The following is a 14904-nucleotide window of genomic DNA, read 5'->3' on the forward strand; positions in this document are numbered from 1 at the left end:
GCCACCGCCTTGACCGCCACCAAAGCCACCGCCTTGACCGCCACCAAAGCCTGTACCTTGAGCACCAGCAGGAGCACCAGCAGGACGAGGGTTACGTGCAGGAACAACCGTAGAAATAGCATGCTTGTAAACCATTTGGCTTACAGTATTTTTCAATAGAACAACATATTGGTCAAAAGATTCAATATGACCTTGTAACTTAATACCATTCACAAGGAAGATAGATACAGGAATGCGTTCTTTACGGAGAGAATTCAAGAACGGATCTTGCAAAGTTTGACCTTTAGACATGTTATACAACTCCAAAAAATATTAAAAATCAGCGCAAAAAACTATCTTTATTTTTCAATTAAAAATTATAAAAAAGACAGTATGTAAATTTTGCTTTATCCGTAACAGTTTCGCAAGTCTTCTTGAGCCTGCTTTATTGTTAAATATGTTTTAAATTTATGCGACTGTTGCAAAGATCTTAACCAAGTATATTGACGTTTTGCAAGTTGTCGTGTCGCAAAAAGGGCTTTATCCTCCATTTCTTTCTTATTTTCGAGACTTTTGTCGCTTTTTAATAAAAAATCCAAGGCTTGCCTATAACCTACTGATCTCATTGAAGGCAAATCATCAGCTAGATCGTATTTTTCAATTAGTGATTCAACCTCATTTAAAAAACCGATTTCCCACATAATTTCCAAACGTTTTTCAATTCGCTTATGTAATTCTAACCGATCTGGCAACAAAGCATAATTATGAAAAGTGTAACGATATGGTACATTTTTAGGTTGTTCTGCTTGTAATTGAGTAATCGGCTGCCCTGTAATACGGAATACTTCCAGTGCACGAATAATACGCTGCTTGTCACTTATCTTGAACTTTTCACCTGCAAGTGGATCCACTTTGCATAAAGAAGCGTAAACTGACTCCCAGCCTTCTCGATCACCCTGTGCTTCAATTTCAGCACGGATTACATAATCTGCACTTGGCAAATTACTCGATAAACCTTCTAGCAAAGCTTTGAAATACAACATCGTCCCACCGACCAAAATTGGTGTTTTCCCTTTGGTATGTATTTCATCAATAAGCCTAGATGCATCTTCTACAAATTGTGCAGCAGAATACACTTCCAATGGGCTAATAATATCAATTAAATGATGTGGATATTGTGCTTGCTCAGCTTTACTTGGCTTTGCTGTTCCAATATCCATATCTCGATAAACCAATGCCGAGTCAACAGAAATCAATTCAAAATTGCCCTGTTCATATAACTCACATGCTAAAGCCGTTTTACCGCTGGCTGTAGGTCCCATCAAATTAATGACAGGCAATTGATTCGACATTTAGGTTTACTCTCCTCGAGCAAAAAGTTTATCTAGCTGAGCCAATGGAAATGCACGCCATGTTGGCCGCCCATGGTTACATTGACTCGCAAATTCGGTCTGCTCCATTTGACGCAGTAAGGCATTCATTTCAGAAAGACTCAACAATCGATGTGCGCGTACCGCGCCATGGCACGCCATACCCGCCAAGATTTGATCACGTTTCTGTAATAGCCCACGCACCTCGTCCGTTGGATCCAAATCATTGAGTAATTCGGGAATCAAAGCAGAGAAATCAGCTTTATGTAAAATCGCTGGCACACCACGAACAATGACTTGTTCATCTCCATATTGGTCAATTTCCAAACCTAAGCGAGCCAAAGGTGCTTTTAAATCTTCCACCCGAAGGGCCTGCATTCGATTTACATTAACTATTTTCGGGATCAATAGCTGCTGAGAAATCCAAAATTCAGGATTTTCCCAAGCGGATTTCATTTGTTGTAATAAAATCCGTTCATGCGCCGCATGCATATCAACAATAATCAGACCTTCGGTATTCTGCGCCAAAATATAAATGCCGTGTAACTGCGCAATTGCAATTCCTAAAGGATGCTCATCCACCTTAGGTGCTACATCATCAATTACAACATCATCACTAGACTCAGCTACCGTGCGTAATGGTGCGAGATAACTCTGTAAAGCAGCAGCATTTATCCTTGATGCAGGATTGACCTGATACGCTCGGGAGTCTTGCGCTACATACTGCACAGCTTGTGGCTGTGGAGACTCAAAATCTGTTAATACTGCGACAGACTCAGGCATTGGGGTTGATTCTACCGAACGATGCAACTGAAGCTGATCTTGATAGCGCGGTTGCAGTAGATTGGTTGGACTTGTTGGCTCAACTTTCAATGCTTGAGCTAAATCTGCGCTCGCAGTTTGAAATTGAGACAACGTGTCTTTTGCAAAATGACGTACAAACTCATGAACTTCACGTTGATTCAGAAAACGGATTTCATGTTTGGTTGGATGAACATTGACATCGATATTTTCAGGATCAACCTCTAAAAATAACAAATAAGCTGAATGTTGGTGCCCGTGTAAAATACCATCATAAGCCATGCGTAAAGCATGAGAAATCGTTTTATCTTTGACAATCCGTCCATTGACATAGACATACTGTAAATCTGCCTGTGCTCTTGCGTCAGAGGGATGCCCTAACCAACCACTGAGACGCATATTGATGCTGTCTGCATCCATCCAATACGCATTTTCTGTAAATTGACGTCCTAGTAATTGTTGGACCCGTTGAAAGCGTAATGCACCACTATCAGCAACGGGCAAATTCAAACGAATACTATTGTTATGCTCCAGCACAAAACGAATATCAAAATGAGTCAGGGCTAAACGGCGCACAATTTCTTCGATATGCCCGAATTCCGTGCCTGGTTTTTTTAAGAATTTTCGGCGTGCGGGGACATTAAAAAATAAATCCTGCACTCGAATTTGTGTACCACGTGCTGCTGCTACTGCTTGAATTTCTTGATGTTGGAATGCTGTACCATTCACTTCAACTTGATAGCCAACACCTTCGTCTACTTGGCTACTGGTCAAGGTTAAACGCGAAACCGCTGCTATCGATGCCAGTGCTTCTCCACGGAAACCCAAGCTCACAATGGCGTGTAAATCTTCTGCGGTCTGAATCTTACTGGTGGCATGACGCATAACAGCCAAAGATAAATCATCAGGATGAATACCTCGACCATTGTCGATAATTTCAATGAGCGTACTGCCGCCTTGTTCGACCCGAATAATGAGTTCTGTTGCGCCCGCATCAATTGAATTTTCGAGTAGCTCTTTTACCACAGAAGCTGGTCGTTCAATCACTTCACCCGCAGCAATCTGGTTGGCAAGCGCAGGATCTAAGGTATGAATGCGGCGAACAGAAACTTCATCACGCATGTTGAAATGCCTGTTCGAGTGCTTTATAGAGCATTTCATCTTGAAAGCTTAATGTTGCCTGACGTGATAATTCATCTTCAGACTTTAAAATTTCAATGGTGAAATCGGCCGTTGGAATTTCTTCACCACCTTTACTTGGCCATTCGAATAAAAATAAAGCATTGGGTGTATCCAAATAATCACGAATACCCATTAACTCAAGTTCATAAGGATCATTGAGGCGGTACAAGTCAAAATGAAAGACTTGCTTATTCTGAATGCTGTATGGTTCCACCAAGGTATACGTTGGACTTTTTACTGAGCCTTGATGGCCGAGTTGTTGCAACAAATAACGGGTAAATGTCGTTTTCCCTGCACCTAAATCGCCAATTAAATAAATCACACCCTCAGTAAAATATTGTGCAACTACGCGCGCAAGTTGCTGGGTATCTGCTTCAGAGTTTAGGGGCAAATGAAATGAATACGACATATGACTCACAACATGATTCAAAAGTAGAATTATGATAGCATCGCCACGCTGTTAATACCTATGCCATGCATACGAAATGTGTATTTTTAATACAGCACATGCGTTCTGCCAACCTGTTGTGATTGATATCTTATGACTGCGAATAATTTTGTCCCGCCGATGATTCGCGGTGTAACCGCCAGCAAACTCTTCTTACCTGCTATACAGCCTGTACCGCAGCGTTTGTACGAATACCTGTGTCAACAATTTGCCCACATTTCAGCACAAGAATGGCAACAACGTTTTCAAGACCAATTAATTTATGCAGCTGATGGTGCAATTCTAAGCCTAGATAGCGAATATCTTGCCAATCAACATATCTATTACTATCGATTTTTAGCACATGAAATTCATGTGCCGTTTCAACATCATATTTTGTATGAAACTGATGATCTGTATATTGTCGATAAACCTCATTTCCTGACTATGAGCCCTACAGGGCAATATGTACAAGAAACTTTATTAGTTCGTTTAAAAAACCAAACGGGAAATGCGGATTTAACCCCAATTCATCGTTTAGACCGTGAAACTGCTGGACTGGTTTTATTTTCCAAGCGACCTGAAACGCGTGGCATTTACCAACAAATGTTTGCCAATCGCGAAGTGAAAAAGACCTATCATGCGATTGCTGCTTATCTTCCTACCCTTGAATTCCCACGTACCGTTTGTTTAAGAATGGACAAAGGGCATCCGTTTTACACCATGCAGATTGTAGAGGGTGCACCAAACAGTGAAACGCAGATTGATATTTTGGAACACAATGCTCAATGGGCCAAATATCTGCTAAAACCCGAAACGGGAAAACAGCATCAATTACGGGTTCACCTCAATCATTTAGGTATTGCCATTCAAAACGACCCATTCTACCCAACTGTTCAGCACAAAGCTGATGATGATTTCTCTTGCCCATTACAGCTGCTCGCCAAACGAATTCAATTCACGGATCCTGTTACAGGAGAATCCATAGATTTTTCATCTAATTTTGAATTGACACTGTAGTTTGTTTGTCATTACAAAAAAGTAAAGTTTTCCGCTTAACAATATTGAAATTACAATAAAATTGATTAAAATGAAGTCTAAAAGTTTAATCTTCAAATTTATAAAAATCATGAGAAAAACCGAAGTTTATCAAATTCGTCTCGATTCACAGGAAAAGAAACAGGCTTTTGCTGTCTTTAAACAATTGGGGATTACGCCAGCACAAGCCGTGCGGCTTTTTTTCAAACAAGTTGTACTGACAAAGTCCATCCCCTTTTCTATTGAAAATCAAAATATCAATTTAGAACAATTGATTAAGTTAAGACGGCTTAAACAAGAACAGAAAACGGCTGCAGTTAAGCATGAAAGTAATGACACCTCAAACAATATTCAACGTAGTGATGAATTGTTCATCGATGATGACCATTTAGACCTATTTGAAGAACTTAATGCAATCTTAGGCGAAGGTGATAAAAATTAACCCTGTTGCATTTTTATACATTATTTAAATTTTTTCATTTAAAAACTTAGGTATGCTTCATGAAAGGACAATAAAAAATGCATGGAGCAATCAATGATTGTAAAAAAAGCCACATTAGATGACCTCAATCAACTTGCAGTTTTATTTGATGAATACCGTCAATTTTATGGTGCTTCTTCTAATTTAAATCTTTCCCAACAATTTTTAAAACAACGCTTTGAAAACCAAGAAAGTGTCATTTTTATTCATATCAAAGATGAAGTATTTACTGGTTTTATTTTACTTTACTTAGGTTTTTCTTCTGTTGCCTGTTCAACCTACTATATTTTAGACGATGTTTATGTAACCCCCCAATTTCGTCGTCAAGGCTCAGCCAAACAATTGATTGATACTGCCATTTTGTTTGCACGACATGAAAATGCGCTTCGGATTAGCCTCGAAACGCAAAAAACCAATCGTGAATCTCATCGGCTATACGAAGCTATGGGTTTCATTGCCGATAATGAATTTAGAACCTACCACTGCTTCCTTAAATAGCTTCTCGAGTACGTGCTTGCTCTATCTGCTCAGGTGTCAAATAAATCCATTCGCCCTCTTTTAGCTCAGGGCACTCCAACGCGCCAATCTGCACCCGATGCAGTTGTTCTACTTTATTACCCACAGCAGCCAACATTCTTTTCACTTGATGATAAACGCCTTGATGAATGGTCATTTGCAACTCACACACTGCCAATCGCTGTACATCAGTCGCTGCAAAAGCACCTTGTTCATTGCGTAACTCAACACCTTTTTCAAGTTGCTCAATCTGTTCCTGAGAAATTGGATCAGCCGTTTGCATACGATAAACTTTGCCCACATGCTTTTTGGGATGGGTTAATGATTGAAGAAATTGACCATCATCCGTAAGCAGCAATAAGCCTGTCGTGTCTTGATCTAAACGTCCAACGCATTGTAAGCCACGATTTAACAGCACATCATCAAACAAGTCGAATACGCTAAAATGATGCGTCGCCTGATGAGAACATTCATAACCTGCGGGCTTATTCAGGGCAATATAAACGTTTTCTCTGTATTGATAGCACTTTCCATACACCTCAAAAACTAAATTGTCCAAATTTAGCTTCTGCTTAGGGTTTTGCATAATGTCTTGGTCAATGCTAACAGCTCCAGATTTAATTAATTGTTGGCAATGCTTACGCGAACCAAAACCTTGAGATTGCAACATTTTTTCCAAATACATAATTTAAGACCCTACATTAAAGTGTTGCATTTTAAACAATTTTCTAATTTCCCGCTGATTTTCTAGATGCAATGCGCAAAAAATCGCTACAATAGTTGCATTTTCACACATTCTCCCTACGTCTCATGCCTAATTTAGATCTAAATTTGCTTGTCCTACTGGTTTTATTGGCTTGTGGTATTTTCAGTCATAACTCTGCTGTTACCATTGCCGCTGGCGTACTCATTGTCTTCAAAATCACTCCCTTAAGCGAATTTTTCCCACTATTACAACAACATGGCTTAAATATTGGTATTGTCATTTTAACTATCGGGGTTTTAACTCCAATTGCCAGTGGCAAGATTCCTGGTGAGGTTATTCTTAAATCATTTTTAAGCTGGAAATCATTACTCGCAATTGCAATTGGCCTGTTTGTAGCTTGGTTAGGTGGGCGTGGGGTAAAACTGATGACTCATCAACCCAATGTAGTCGCAGGATTGCTCATTGGAACCGTTGCTGGGGTTGCTCTGCTACGTGGAGTACCCGTCGGCCCATTAATTGCAGCAGGTGTCCTGTCGCTATTTATAGGACAGTCTTAGTTTCATTGATATTGAGTGATGGTACAATCCGCAAACAGTACCATCACAGCAAACCACTTCAATTAGATTAAGACAAATAATATTGATGACGCTTTTGTGAGAATTTATCCAACTGTTTCAAGAAGCCTTCAAAATAATTCTTCTCTTTTTCTTCAGTTCGATAGCCTGCATATAAAGTACGGCGTAGACCTCTGGCGGATACACAATCCAAACGACGTGACGTTACCCAGCCTTTTTGCTCATATTCATTCACAACCCAATCTGGCAAAGCTGCAATGCCACGCCCACTTGCCACCAATTGAATTAACATTTGAGTTAAGTCCGTGGTACGGATCTGTTTGGGTTGAATATTTGCTGGAATAAACAACTTTGACATAATATCTAAGCGATGTTTATCGACAGGATAAGTAATTAAAGTTTCTTCAGCTAATTCTTGTACTGTAATTCTTTCAGCACGTACTAAAGGATGTGTATTGGATAATACTAAACGCGATTCATATTCAAAAATTGGAAAGTAGTCCACACCTTTTAAAGCGATTGGATCGGCAGTAATGAGCAAGTCAAACTCGCCATTTTGCAATAATTCATGTGGATTGGCTTCGAAGCCAGAAGCAAAATCCAAGTCAACATCTGGATATTGCTGGCGGTATTGATTTAAAAGAGGCATTAACCAATCAAAACAGCTATGACATTCTGATGAGAAAATAATACGCCCTGTTTGGCCATGTACAATCCGCGTAATGTCGGTTTGTGCAATTTGAATTTGTGGCAAAACATCGTCTGCAAGCTTTAACAGACGTTGTCCTACATTGGAAAATGAGACAGGACGACTACGGCGATTAACCACCTCTACCCCGTACCAATGATCTAATTCTTTTAACTGATGCGAAATAGCAGAAGGCGTTAAACATAAATCATTGGCTGCTGCGACCAAAGAGCCATGTTCACGAAGTGCAAGTAATGTTTTTAGATGTCGAATTTCAAGCATGTTTATTATCAGTCCGCAAACGTAAAAGCTATGCTAACTCAATAATTTAAAGCGGTTTAAATACCTGATTTGAGATAAGGAGGCGTTCTCAAACGCTATAAAATGAGCCAGCAATAAAACAAGAGATTATAGATATGGTTTAATATCAAACCACAAAATGAATTCATCTCATTCTAACATAAAATTAATTAGTATATTTCACCCCAAATGCAATTTCAGTATTTGCCCATCTTAAGAAACTTAGACTATTTTCCTCTGTCCATATTCAAAAATGTGTATCTTATGCATTATGATATTTGTTTCTTAAAAAAATACTTAATATATCCATTAATTCACACATAAAATCTCATTTTATATACATGATTATATTCAATATTTTTAAAAATCAAACTAAAAAACTCAAATTTAAATGATTGATAAATGCAAAAAATACCAAGTGAATTAGTTAACATTATTCTCTCATTTCACCTATAATTAGTCCTTTCTCCCCTCCCAATATTCCTATTAAAAATGATATCTCCGGATTTAAATACGGCGACTGATCGTACGCCATCCTATCGTCTATTTTGGGTTATTCTTGCGCTTGCCCTAGGTGGTTTTTGTATTGGTACCACTGAATTTGTCGCAATGGGGCTTATTCAAGAAATTTCACATAATTTAAATGTGAGTATTCCTGTAGCCGGACATTTTATTAGTGCCTACGCTTTAGGGGTTACAGTCGGGGCGCCGATTATTGCCATCTTAGCAGCCAAAGTACCGCGTAAAACCCTGCTCATTGGGCTTATGCTTTTTTATGGTATCGCCAATGCTGTCACTGCATTTGCCAATAATTATGAGAGCATGTTGCTGTCACGCTTTATTTCAGGTTTGCCTCATGGTGCCTATTTCGGTATCGCGGCCTTGGTTGTGGCTGACTTTGCAGGTAAACAAAAACGGGCTTCTGCTGTTGCGAAACTCATGATGGGCTTAAATGTCGCCACAGTCATAGGTGTTCCCTTTGCAACATGGTTGGGACAACATTATGGTTGGCGGTCTGGGTTTAAATTTTCGGTTTCACTTGCATTTGTAACGGTGATTGCAATTTGTTTTTGCTTGCCAAAAATTCAACTCGATCATACTGCCAGTATTCGAAATGAACTCCGTGGACTTAAAAATACGCAAATGTGGCTAACTTTAGGTGTCGGTGCTATTGGTTTTGGCGGTCTTTTCTCGGTGTATAGTTACGTTTCACCTATTTTGACTGAATATACACATGCCAATATTGAAATTGTACCATTTGCTCTTGCAAGTATCGGCTTAGGTTTAGTCGTTGGTGGTCTAATCGCAGGGCATTTTGCCGATAAAAATTTAAATAAAGCAATTATTTGGGTGCTTCTCTCAAATGCAGTTTCTTATATCATTTGTGCACTCGCGATTGGAAATCTCTATACCGCGTTTGCTGCATTATTTTTAGTCAGCTTTAGTATTGCAGGCTTAGGTCCACTTCTTCAAACTCGTCTCATGGATGTTGCTGGTCATGCTCAAAGTTTGGCTGCTTCTTTAAATCATTCAGCATTTAATACAGCCAATGCTTTTGGTGCTTTTCTTGGTGGCTGGTTAATTAGTCAAAATTTGGGTTGGCTCGCACCCATTTGGGTCGGCACACTACTCAGCTTTGGTGGTCTAATCATTTTATTTTGCGCTTTTCAACATGAGAAAAATAATCTCGCCATTTCAGCATGTCATGAGTCTATCTAAAATAATGCATAGGCGTGTGCTTGTGTGAAATAAGCAATGAAAGTGCTTTCTACTTTCATTGCTTTACTCATCACTTGACTCTAAATTTTTAAATATTATTCAGGCAATTTTTTACCGCAATGTGGGCAATACGCATATTGATCTCTTTCCTGCTTAAGCGATTCTTCTTTTTGCTCTCGAATCAATTGCAAAATAATATCTTGGGTTTGCTCCTGAGTGAGTCCCACTTCTTTACGTATTTCTTCGATCTTCTCTTTTTCAAGAATAAAATCAATATCACTGTTTTGAATCAATTCACGAAATCTAAGTTCAAGTTCTTGTTTGCGTAATTCAAGTTCATTTGCTAAACCATTGGCTAAGATACCCGCGGGCAAAGCCGCCAAGCCTACACCTAAAATAGTAATCAATGCCCCTAAAAAACGACCAAGTGGTGTTACAGGAGTCACATCACCATAACCGACCGTGGTCAAGGTCACGACTGCCCACCACATCGATGCTGGTATTGAACTAAAGACATCGGGTTGTACCCGACTTTCGATTAAATACACACCTGCCGCAGCCATAACAATCATAATCACCAAGATAAAAATGACGGCTTGGAACGAACCTTTTTCACGTTCGATCACTCGCAATAAAATTTGTAATGAAACAAAATAGCGGGTCAGTTTTAACAATCGAAGTAAGCGTACAATTCGAAGGAAACGTAGGTCGAAATGAACAAAGAAATTGAGATACGCAGGTAAAATAGCCAGTAAATCGATAATCGCTCCACCACTTTTCACCCAATTTAAACGATTTTTCCAAGCAGATTCAAAACTGTCTGACTCAGCAACTGACCAGAAACGCAAAACATATTCAATGGTAAAAATAAAAATTGAAAAAAGTTCAAAATAATAAAAAAAAGTTTCGTAACGTACATAATATTGATGTACTGACTCCAGTAATACCGCAGCAGCATTACTCATAATGAGTGCTATCAGAAAATAATTAATCGCACGACTTAAGCGGGTTTCATAATCTTCATTGTGCAAATTGTTATAGACCAACTTGCGTAGCGTATACCATGCCGTAAATTTCATTGCTGTTCTAAGTTATTCTTATCGCTTATAAATCAGTGTATATGAACTTTAAATCAAAGTAAGCAAGAATTCCTCTTGCCCACTCTTTTCTCTCATGTAAGTTTTATTCGATATAAAGTAACGCTAAACGAACTTGGTCATAGCCCATACGCGGATTAGTTGCTTCCACAATTGGACGTAATTTAATGGCACCATCATCCGCAAAATGATCTGGGCTTTGGCGTTTTTGCAAGCGTTTATAAATCTTACGGACTTCCTCTACAACCTCTTCACCTGGATGCGCGACAGAAATATCCAAGCCTTGTTCTTTATGCAAACGTCCTAAATGATTAATAATGGTGGCAGGAGTGAGCCCACGTTCCGTCGCAATATCTTCAATCTCATAGCCAGATTCGAAGAGTTCACGAGTTTCATCTAAAGTTGCCGAAGCATAGTTTTGCTTACCTGCATTTCGCGCAATTTTTTTCTCATTTCGCTCGATTTCAACGTCATTCAATGTTCCGCCACAGTGGCGAATAAAAGCTTTATGCTGTACAGCCAAATCCGTTTCAGCAAAATTCGTTTCAGCTTCAGCAGATAGTTCTTGAAAGCGTCGATCTGCTTTAATCGCAAGACTGTCTAATTCCAAAGCCTGCATATTAAAACCGAGCAGTTTTAAACCATTTAATGATTTTAACCGTGATAACGCGACATAACCTTGCCCTTTCTCGAAAGTATGGCTTAAGTTTATTTCTGCCGCCGCCAAGGTCATACCTTGTGATTTATGAATAGTAATTGCCCATGCCAGACGTAGTGGAATTTGCTGCAAACTGGCAATACTCTTGCCCGCTTCGTTATCCACTGACCATGTTTCTGGTTCAACCAATAAAACTGAACCATCAGTGAGTTTCACTTTTGGCAAAATACCATGATCATCATCTTCTTCAAAACCAATGACTTCGCCTAAACTGCCATTGATATACCCCATATCAAAGTTATTTTTTACAAACATCACTTTGGCATTCTTTTTTAAAGTTAATGCATCTGGGGCACGTACAGAAGATTTTAGGGTTTCAATTAATTTATCATTACCATCACAAACAGCCATAAATTCATGACCTTGCTGCTCAATCGCATTTAAATGTTGATAATTAATCGAATCAACATCCATATTATGGGTATATAAACGTGTGAAAGTCTCGCCGATATCTTGTGAGCGCGTTTGTTCTAATGCACGTATATGCTCTGAAGTAATGCTCTGACTACGGATAGCATTCAAAATATCATTGAGATAATCATTACCTTGACGATGTTGCTCGGTCAGGTAGCAAACACGAAACTTGGCTTCTACCCACGCTTCGGACATAAAACAAAACTTATCCCGATTCAGCTCTTCTTTTTTGCCAACGGGCGGCAACTGAAAAAAGTCACCCGCAACAATCACCTGAATGCCACCAAAAGCATCGTCACTTTCTTTAAAATATTTTAAAACCTGATTGACCAAATTCAGTTGTTTTGCATGCAACATCGAAATTTCATCAATAATTAATACCTGTGCATTTTCTAAATGTTCTTTGAGGTATTTACGCTCTTTCATGCGCTTCAGGTCATCATCGCTTAGACTATCTTTAATGCCAATACCTGCCCACGTATGAATGGTCATCCCATTCATATGCGTTGCAGCAATACCTGTAGACGCCGTAATCGCAACAGGCACCTTGCGTGCTTTTAAATAATTGATGTACTGATTTAAAGTATAAGTTTTTCCTGCACCAGCCGAACCTGTTAGGAAGACATTTTCGCCAGCTTTAAGGAGCTTAAGTGCAGTTTCTTGTTTCATATGACCGATAACCAATAAATAACGGCTATAGCCTAACGAGTTTTGCGTTAAAAGTTAAGCCTGAGAAGAAACACACTACTTTTTTTGCACATCAAATGATTAAAGAACAAAAGCTTACCTATCAATTAAAAAAATCAGAATAATTATTGTCAATTGTTTAACGCATATGAAGACTACTTCATTGGGGGTGAAAAATGCTCGTTAAACCATTGAATAAATTGCTCGGCAATCGTGACCAACAATTGCTCGGCTTTTTGATTATTTGGATATTCCAATTGATCAAATAACAATTTCCCTGCCTGAATATGACAGCCGAGTGTTAGAGGCTGTGCGTAATGCGGTGAAGACATATGAAAAGCAACATATTCTCCTTGCATAATCCGTTCTGCATAACTCACAGCCAGACAATGATGAAATATATTCGACTCTTCAATAATCCGTTCAATTTGATGTAATTCTTCAAAGTTCCAACCTGAATATTGCAAAATGGTTTGAGGGGATACGGCATTCCAAGTATTGATCGCAAAATTCTGTTTTAAACGCGCTAAAATTTCATCTTTATGTAACTGACGATGCCATTCTACAGCATGGTGAAACAGACCTAACCATGTACTATTTCTCGCAATTTCACGATTTTCATTAAAACAATAAATCAAATAATCCCGCACATAGGCATCAAACACCGACACTCTTAAATTCTGATACTTCAAATAAAATAAGGCTCTAAATTCATTTACAGGAACATGATGCCGACGCAAGGTACGGTAAAATCCTCGATTCTGGTGCGTACTGGGATGCACATAATTTAATAATTCTTGCGGTAAATCTTGCACAATATGATGTAAATGCAACATATATGCCTGCATGACGCGGCTAATTTTCCTGTAGACCTGCTTCACTATGGTTTCATTCTTATTGGCGACATTACGCAGTAAATTCATCCATTCATCCAAATATAAAATGGATGGGCTGATGGCAATACGCTGATCCTCGACCGTTTGCTGCTGCCCTTTCAGTACCACGCTTTGATTGTTTTGATGCTCAAACCATTGTTCTGTGGTCGCATGGATATCACAGCTTTGAATAAACATTCGCGCACAGGTATGTTGAAAATACTGCAATGTCAATAAAATGATACAGGGGTGAATTTGACTGGTATCGACAAAACTTAACGCGGTTACGGCGATGCGTACATGACTGTGTTGAATATGTGCACTTAACCAATCAAGTACCATTGCATCTTGCTTAAATAACCAATTGACCGTTCTGGAATAATCAAAGATAGGCAGCCGTGCGACTTTTTTTTGCCAAATCTGCGCGTTTGGCAGCAAAAAATTCTGTTTAGCCAATAAATCATCTTTATGCCACAACTCCCGATTCATCAAGCGCACAAAGGACAAAACATGACTTTGCTGTAAGGCATAAGGTTGTAGTAATGCAAAATCCATTTGATGATCAAGCAGCTCATCTAAATTAAATTTTTGTTCAAAAGTTAAAGTCGCTATCCGATACAGTGCTGAAGGTAAAAACTGCGCTGCACTATGACAAAGCTCATCATAACTATCCATTAAGCCCTGCAACGGCAAAAAGTCTTCCCCATTCACAATGTGTAATGCACAAAGTTGGCTAAAATGCTGTTTTAACGCAGGATCTAAATCAGTTGCTGTGAGTTTGGACTGGGCAAAGCAAGCGTATTTTGCCATTCCAAGCGCCATTAAACGCCGATCTAACAATTCCGCTTGAGCCAAGCTCATTTGGTTTAAACATGCAATCACACGTGCAGGTCCATCTACCCATTGATACACTTGTTTCGCAATCAGTTCACGTAATTGCTGTACTTTATTTTTAAGGAATAAAGAATGTTGTTCATTCAATTGGTCTGTTAAAAAACCGACATCATGCAAAAAGAAATCTTCAAGTAATTCGGCATACTGACCTTGATAATTAAAATTGTATTGAATAAAAGGAATCTGTTGGTTTTGGACTAAATCAAAAGAGAGATGAAACATCTCATTCATCATGAAAATCGTATGCTTTTCTTGATCAATCCGAAACATATTTTGTGCATTCAGATCCCCTAAGATTTGCCATTGTTGATGCTGCATGGCAGTTAAATCTGAAGAAAACCCCAGAATCAATTGAGCAATTTGACGATGTTGCGGTATTAAACGCTCCTGTTCCATACACGCCCCCTCATTCTACTTTTGTATAATGCTTCTCCTTA

At 38.9% G+C, this 14904-nt stretch carries 14 protein-coding genes; 5 read left to right on the plus strand and 9 right to left on the minus strand.

Features of this window, described 5'->3' with window-relative positions; all coding sequences use genetic code 11:
* The 4 genes from hfq to tsaE form a co-directional block, all read right to left on the minus strand.
* Window positions 1-291, minus strand: a 291-nt coding sequence (hfq, locus tag E0H87_RS11045; protein WP_131323659.1) for an RNA chaperone Hfq, incomplete at its 3' end; no start/stop codon positions are given.
* Between the two features lie 95 nt (window positions 292-386).
* Window positions 387-1331 (minus strand): tRNA (adenosine(37)-N6)-dimethylallyltransferase MiaA, encoded by a 945-nt coding sequence (gene miaA / locus E0H87_RS11050; protein WP_131323660.1) that lies wholly within the window; start codon window positions 1329-1331, stop codon window positions 387-389.
* Between the two features lie 6 nt (window positions 1332-1337).
* Window positions 1338-3272, minus strand: coding sequence for a DNA mismatch repair endonuclease MutL (mutL, locus tag E0H87_RS11055; protein WP_131323661.1), 1935 nt, complete (start codon window positions 3270-3272; stop codon window positions 1338-1340).
* Entirely contained in the window at window positions 3265-3741 is a 477-nt protein-coding gene (gene tsaE, locus E0H87_RS11060) for a tRNA (adenosine(37)-N6)-threonylcarbamoyltransferase complex ATPase subunit type 1 TsaE (protein WP_131323662.1), read from the minus strand. Before tsaE ends, mutL begins: the two co-directional genes overlap by 8 nt.
* A 132-nt stretch (window positions 3742-3873) precedes the next feature.
* Between tsaE and E0H87_RS11065 the strand changes: the two genes are divergently transcribed.
* The 3 genes from E0H87_RS11065 to E0H87_RS11075 all read left to right on the plus strand — a co-directional run bounded on the left by E0H87_RS11065 (window position 3874) and on the right by E0H87_RS11075 (window position 5776).
* Complete coding sequence (locus E0H87_RS11065) at window positions 3874-4779, plus strand: RluA family pseudouridine synthase (protein WP_131323663.1); 906 nt, start codon at window positions 3874-3876, stop codon at window positions 4777-4779.
* A gap of 109 nt (window positions 4780-4888) precedes the next feature.
* Entirely contained in the window at window positions 4889-5239 is a 351-nt protein-coding gene (locus tag E0H87_RS11070) for a type II toxin-antitoxin system RelB/DinJ family antitoxin (RefSeq protein WP_131323664.1), read from the plus strand.
* Between the two features lie 93 nt (window positions 5240-5332).
* The gene (locus E0H87_RS11075; protein WP_131323665.1) at window positions 5333-5776 is read left to right on the plus strand and encodes a GNAT family N-acetyltransferase; all 444 of its coding nucleotides are present in this window, start codon (window positions 5333-5335) and stop codon (window positions 5774-5776) included.
* Here the strand turns inward: E0H87_RS11075 and E0H87_RS11080 are convergent.
* Complete coding sequence (locus E0H87_RS11080; protein WP_131323666.1) at window positions 5769-6479, minus strand: pseudouridine synthase; 711 nt, start codon at window positions 6477-6479, stop codon at window positions 5769-5771. The two genes, E0H87_RS11075 and E0H87_RS11080, sit on opposite strands and share 8 nt — an antisense overlap.
* 125 nt (window positions 6480-6604) lie before the next feature.
* Here E0H87_RS11080 and E0H87_RS11085 point away from each other — a divergent pair, with 125 nt between their 5' ends.
* Window positions 6605-7057, plus strand: a complete 453-nt coding sequence (locus tag E0H87_RS11085; RefSeq protein ID WP_131323667.1) for a DUF441 domain-containing protein — start codon at window positions 6605-6607, stop codon at window positions 7055-7057.
* Window positions 7058-7124: 67 nt separating this feature from the next.
* Here E0H87_RS11085 and E0H87_RS11090 read toward each other — a convergent pair whose 3' ends face one another.
* Complete coding sequence (locus E0H87_RS11090; RefSeq protein WP_131323668.1) at window positions 7125-8045, minus strand: LysR family transcriptional regulator; 921 nt, start codon at window positions 8043-8045, stop codon at window positions 7125-7127.
* A 510-nt stretch (window positions 8046-8555) separates the two neighbouring features.
* Here E0H87_RS11090 and E0H87_RS11095 point away from each other — a divergent pair.
* Window positions 8556-9782 (plus strand): MFS transporter, encoded by a 1227-nt coding sequence (locus tag E0H87_RS11095; protein WP_131323669.1) that lies wholly within the window; start codon window positions 8556-8558, stop codon window positions 9780-9782.
* A gap of 95 nt (window positions 9783-9877) precedes the next feature.
* Here the strand turns inward: E0H87_RS11095 and E0H87_RS11100 are convergent, their stop codons facing one another.
* The 3 genes from E0H87_RS11100 to E0H87_RS11110 all read right to left on the minus strand — a co-directional run bounded on the left by E0H87_RS11100 (window position 9878) and on the right by E0H87_RS11110 (window position 14863).
* Entirely contained in the window at window positions 9878-10861 is a 984-nt protein-coding gene (locus E0H87_RS11100) for an ion transporter (protein WP_131323670.1), read from the minus strand.
* Window positions 10862-10964: 103 nt separating this feature from the next.
* Window positions 10965-12680: an AAA family ATPase gene (locus E0H87_RS11105; RefSeq protein ID WP_131323671.1), complete on the minus strand. Its 1716-nt coding sequence runs from the start codon at window positions 12678-12680 to the stop codon at window positions 10965-10967.
* Window positions 12681-12853: 173 nt separating this feature from the next.
* Complete coding sequence (locus tag E0H87_RS11110; protein WP_131323672.1) at window positions 12854-14863, minus strand: hypothetical protein; 2010 nt, start codon at window positions 14861-14863, stop codon at window positions 12854-12856.
* Window positions 14864-14904: the final 41 nt, after the last annotated feature.

The sequence above is a fragment of the Acinetobacter sp. ANC 4178 genome (genome assembly GCF_004331175.1).
Lineage (GTDB): Bacteria > Pseudomonadota > Gammaproteobacteria > Pseudomonadales > Moraxellaceae > Acinetobacter.

What these genes read in the sequence shown, in the direction of transcription:
- E0H87_RS11080 (WP_131323666.1), bottom strand. Translation starts at nt 6,479, where the DNA reads ATGTATTTGGAAAAAATGTTGCAATCTCAAGGTTTTGGTTCGCGTAAG.
- mutL (WP_131323661.1), bottom strand. Translation starts at nt 3,272, where the DNA reads ATGCGTGATGAAGTTTCTGTTCGCCGCATTCATACCTTAGATCCTGCG.
- E0H87_RS11105 (WP_131323671.1), bottom strand. Translation starts at nt 12,680, where the DNA reads ATGAAACAAGAAACTGCACTTAAGCTCCTTAAAGCTGGCGAAAATGTC.
- E0H87_RS11070 (WP_131323664.1), top strand. Translation starts at nt 4,889, where the DNA reads ATGAGAAAAACCGAAGTTTATCAAATTCGTCTCGATTCACAGGAAAAG.
- E0H87_RS11095 (WP_131323669.1), top strand. Translation starts at nt 8,556, where the DNA reads ATGATATCTCCGGATTTAAATACGGCGACTGATCGTACGCCATCCTAT.
- miaA (WP_131323660.1), bottom strand. Translation starts at nt 1,331, where the DNA reads ATGTCGAATCAATTGCCTGTCATTAATTTGATGGGACCTACAGCCAGC.
- E0H87_RS11065 (WP_131323663.1), top strand. Translation starts at nt 3,874, where the DNA reads ATGACTGCGAATAATTTTGTCCCGCCGATGATTCGCGGTGTAACCGCC.
- E0H87_RS11110 (WP_131323672.1), bottom strand. Translation starts at nt 14,863, where the DNA reads ATGGAACAGGAGCGTTTAATACCGCAACATCGTCAAATTGCTCAATTG.
- E0H87_RS11100 (WP_131323670.1), bottom strand. Translation starts at nt 10,861, where the DNA reads ATGAAATTTACGGCATGGTATACGCTACGCAAGTTGGTCTATAACAAT.
- E0H87_RS11075 (WP_131323665.1), top strand. Translation starts at nt 5,333, where the DNA reads ATGATTGTAAAAAAAGCCACATTAGATGACCTCAATCAACTTGCAGTT.
- E0H87_RS11090 (WP_131323668.1), bottom strand. Translation starts at nt 8,045, where the DNA reads ATGCTTGAAATTCGACATCTAAAAACATTACTTGCACTTCGTGAACAT.
- E0H87_RS11085 (WP_131323667.1), top strand. Translation starts at nt 6,605, where the DNA reads ATGCCTAATTTAGATCTAAATTTGCTTGTCCTACTGGTTTTATTGGCT.
- tsaE (WP_131323662.1), bottom strand. Translation starts at nt 3,741, where the DNA reads ATGTCGTATTCATTTCATTTGCCCCTAAACTCTGAAGCAGATACCCAG.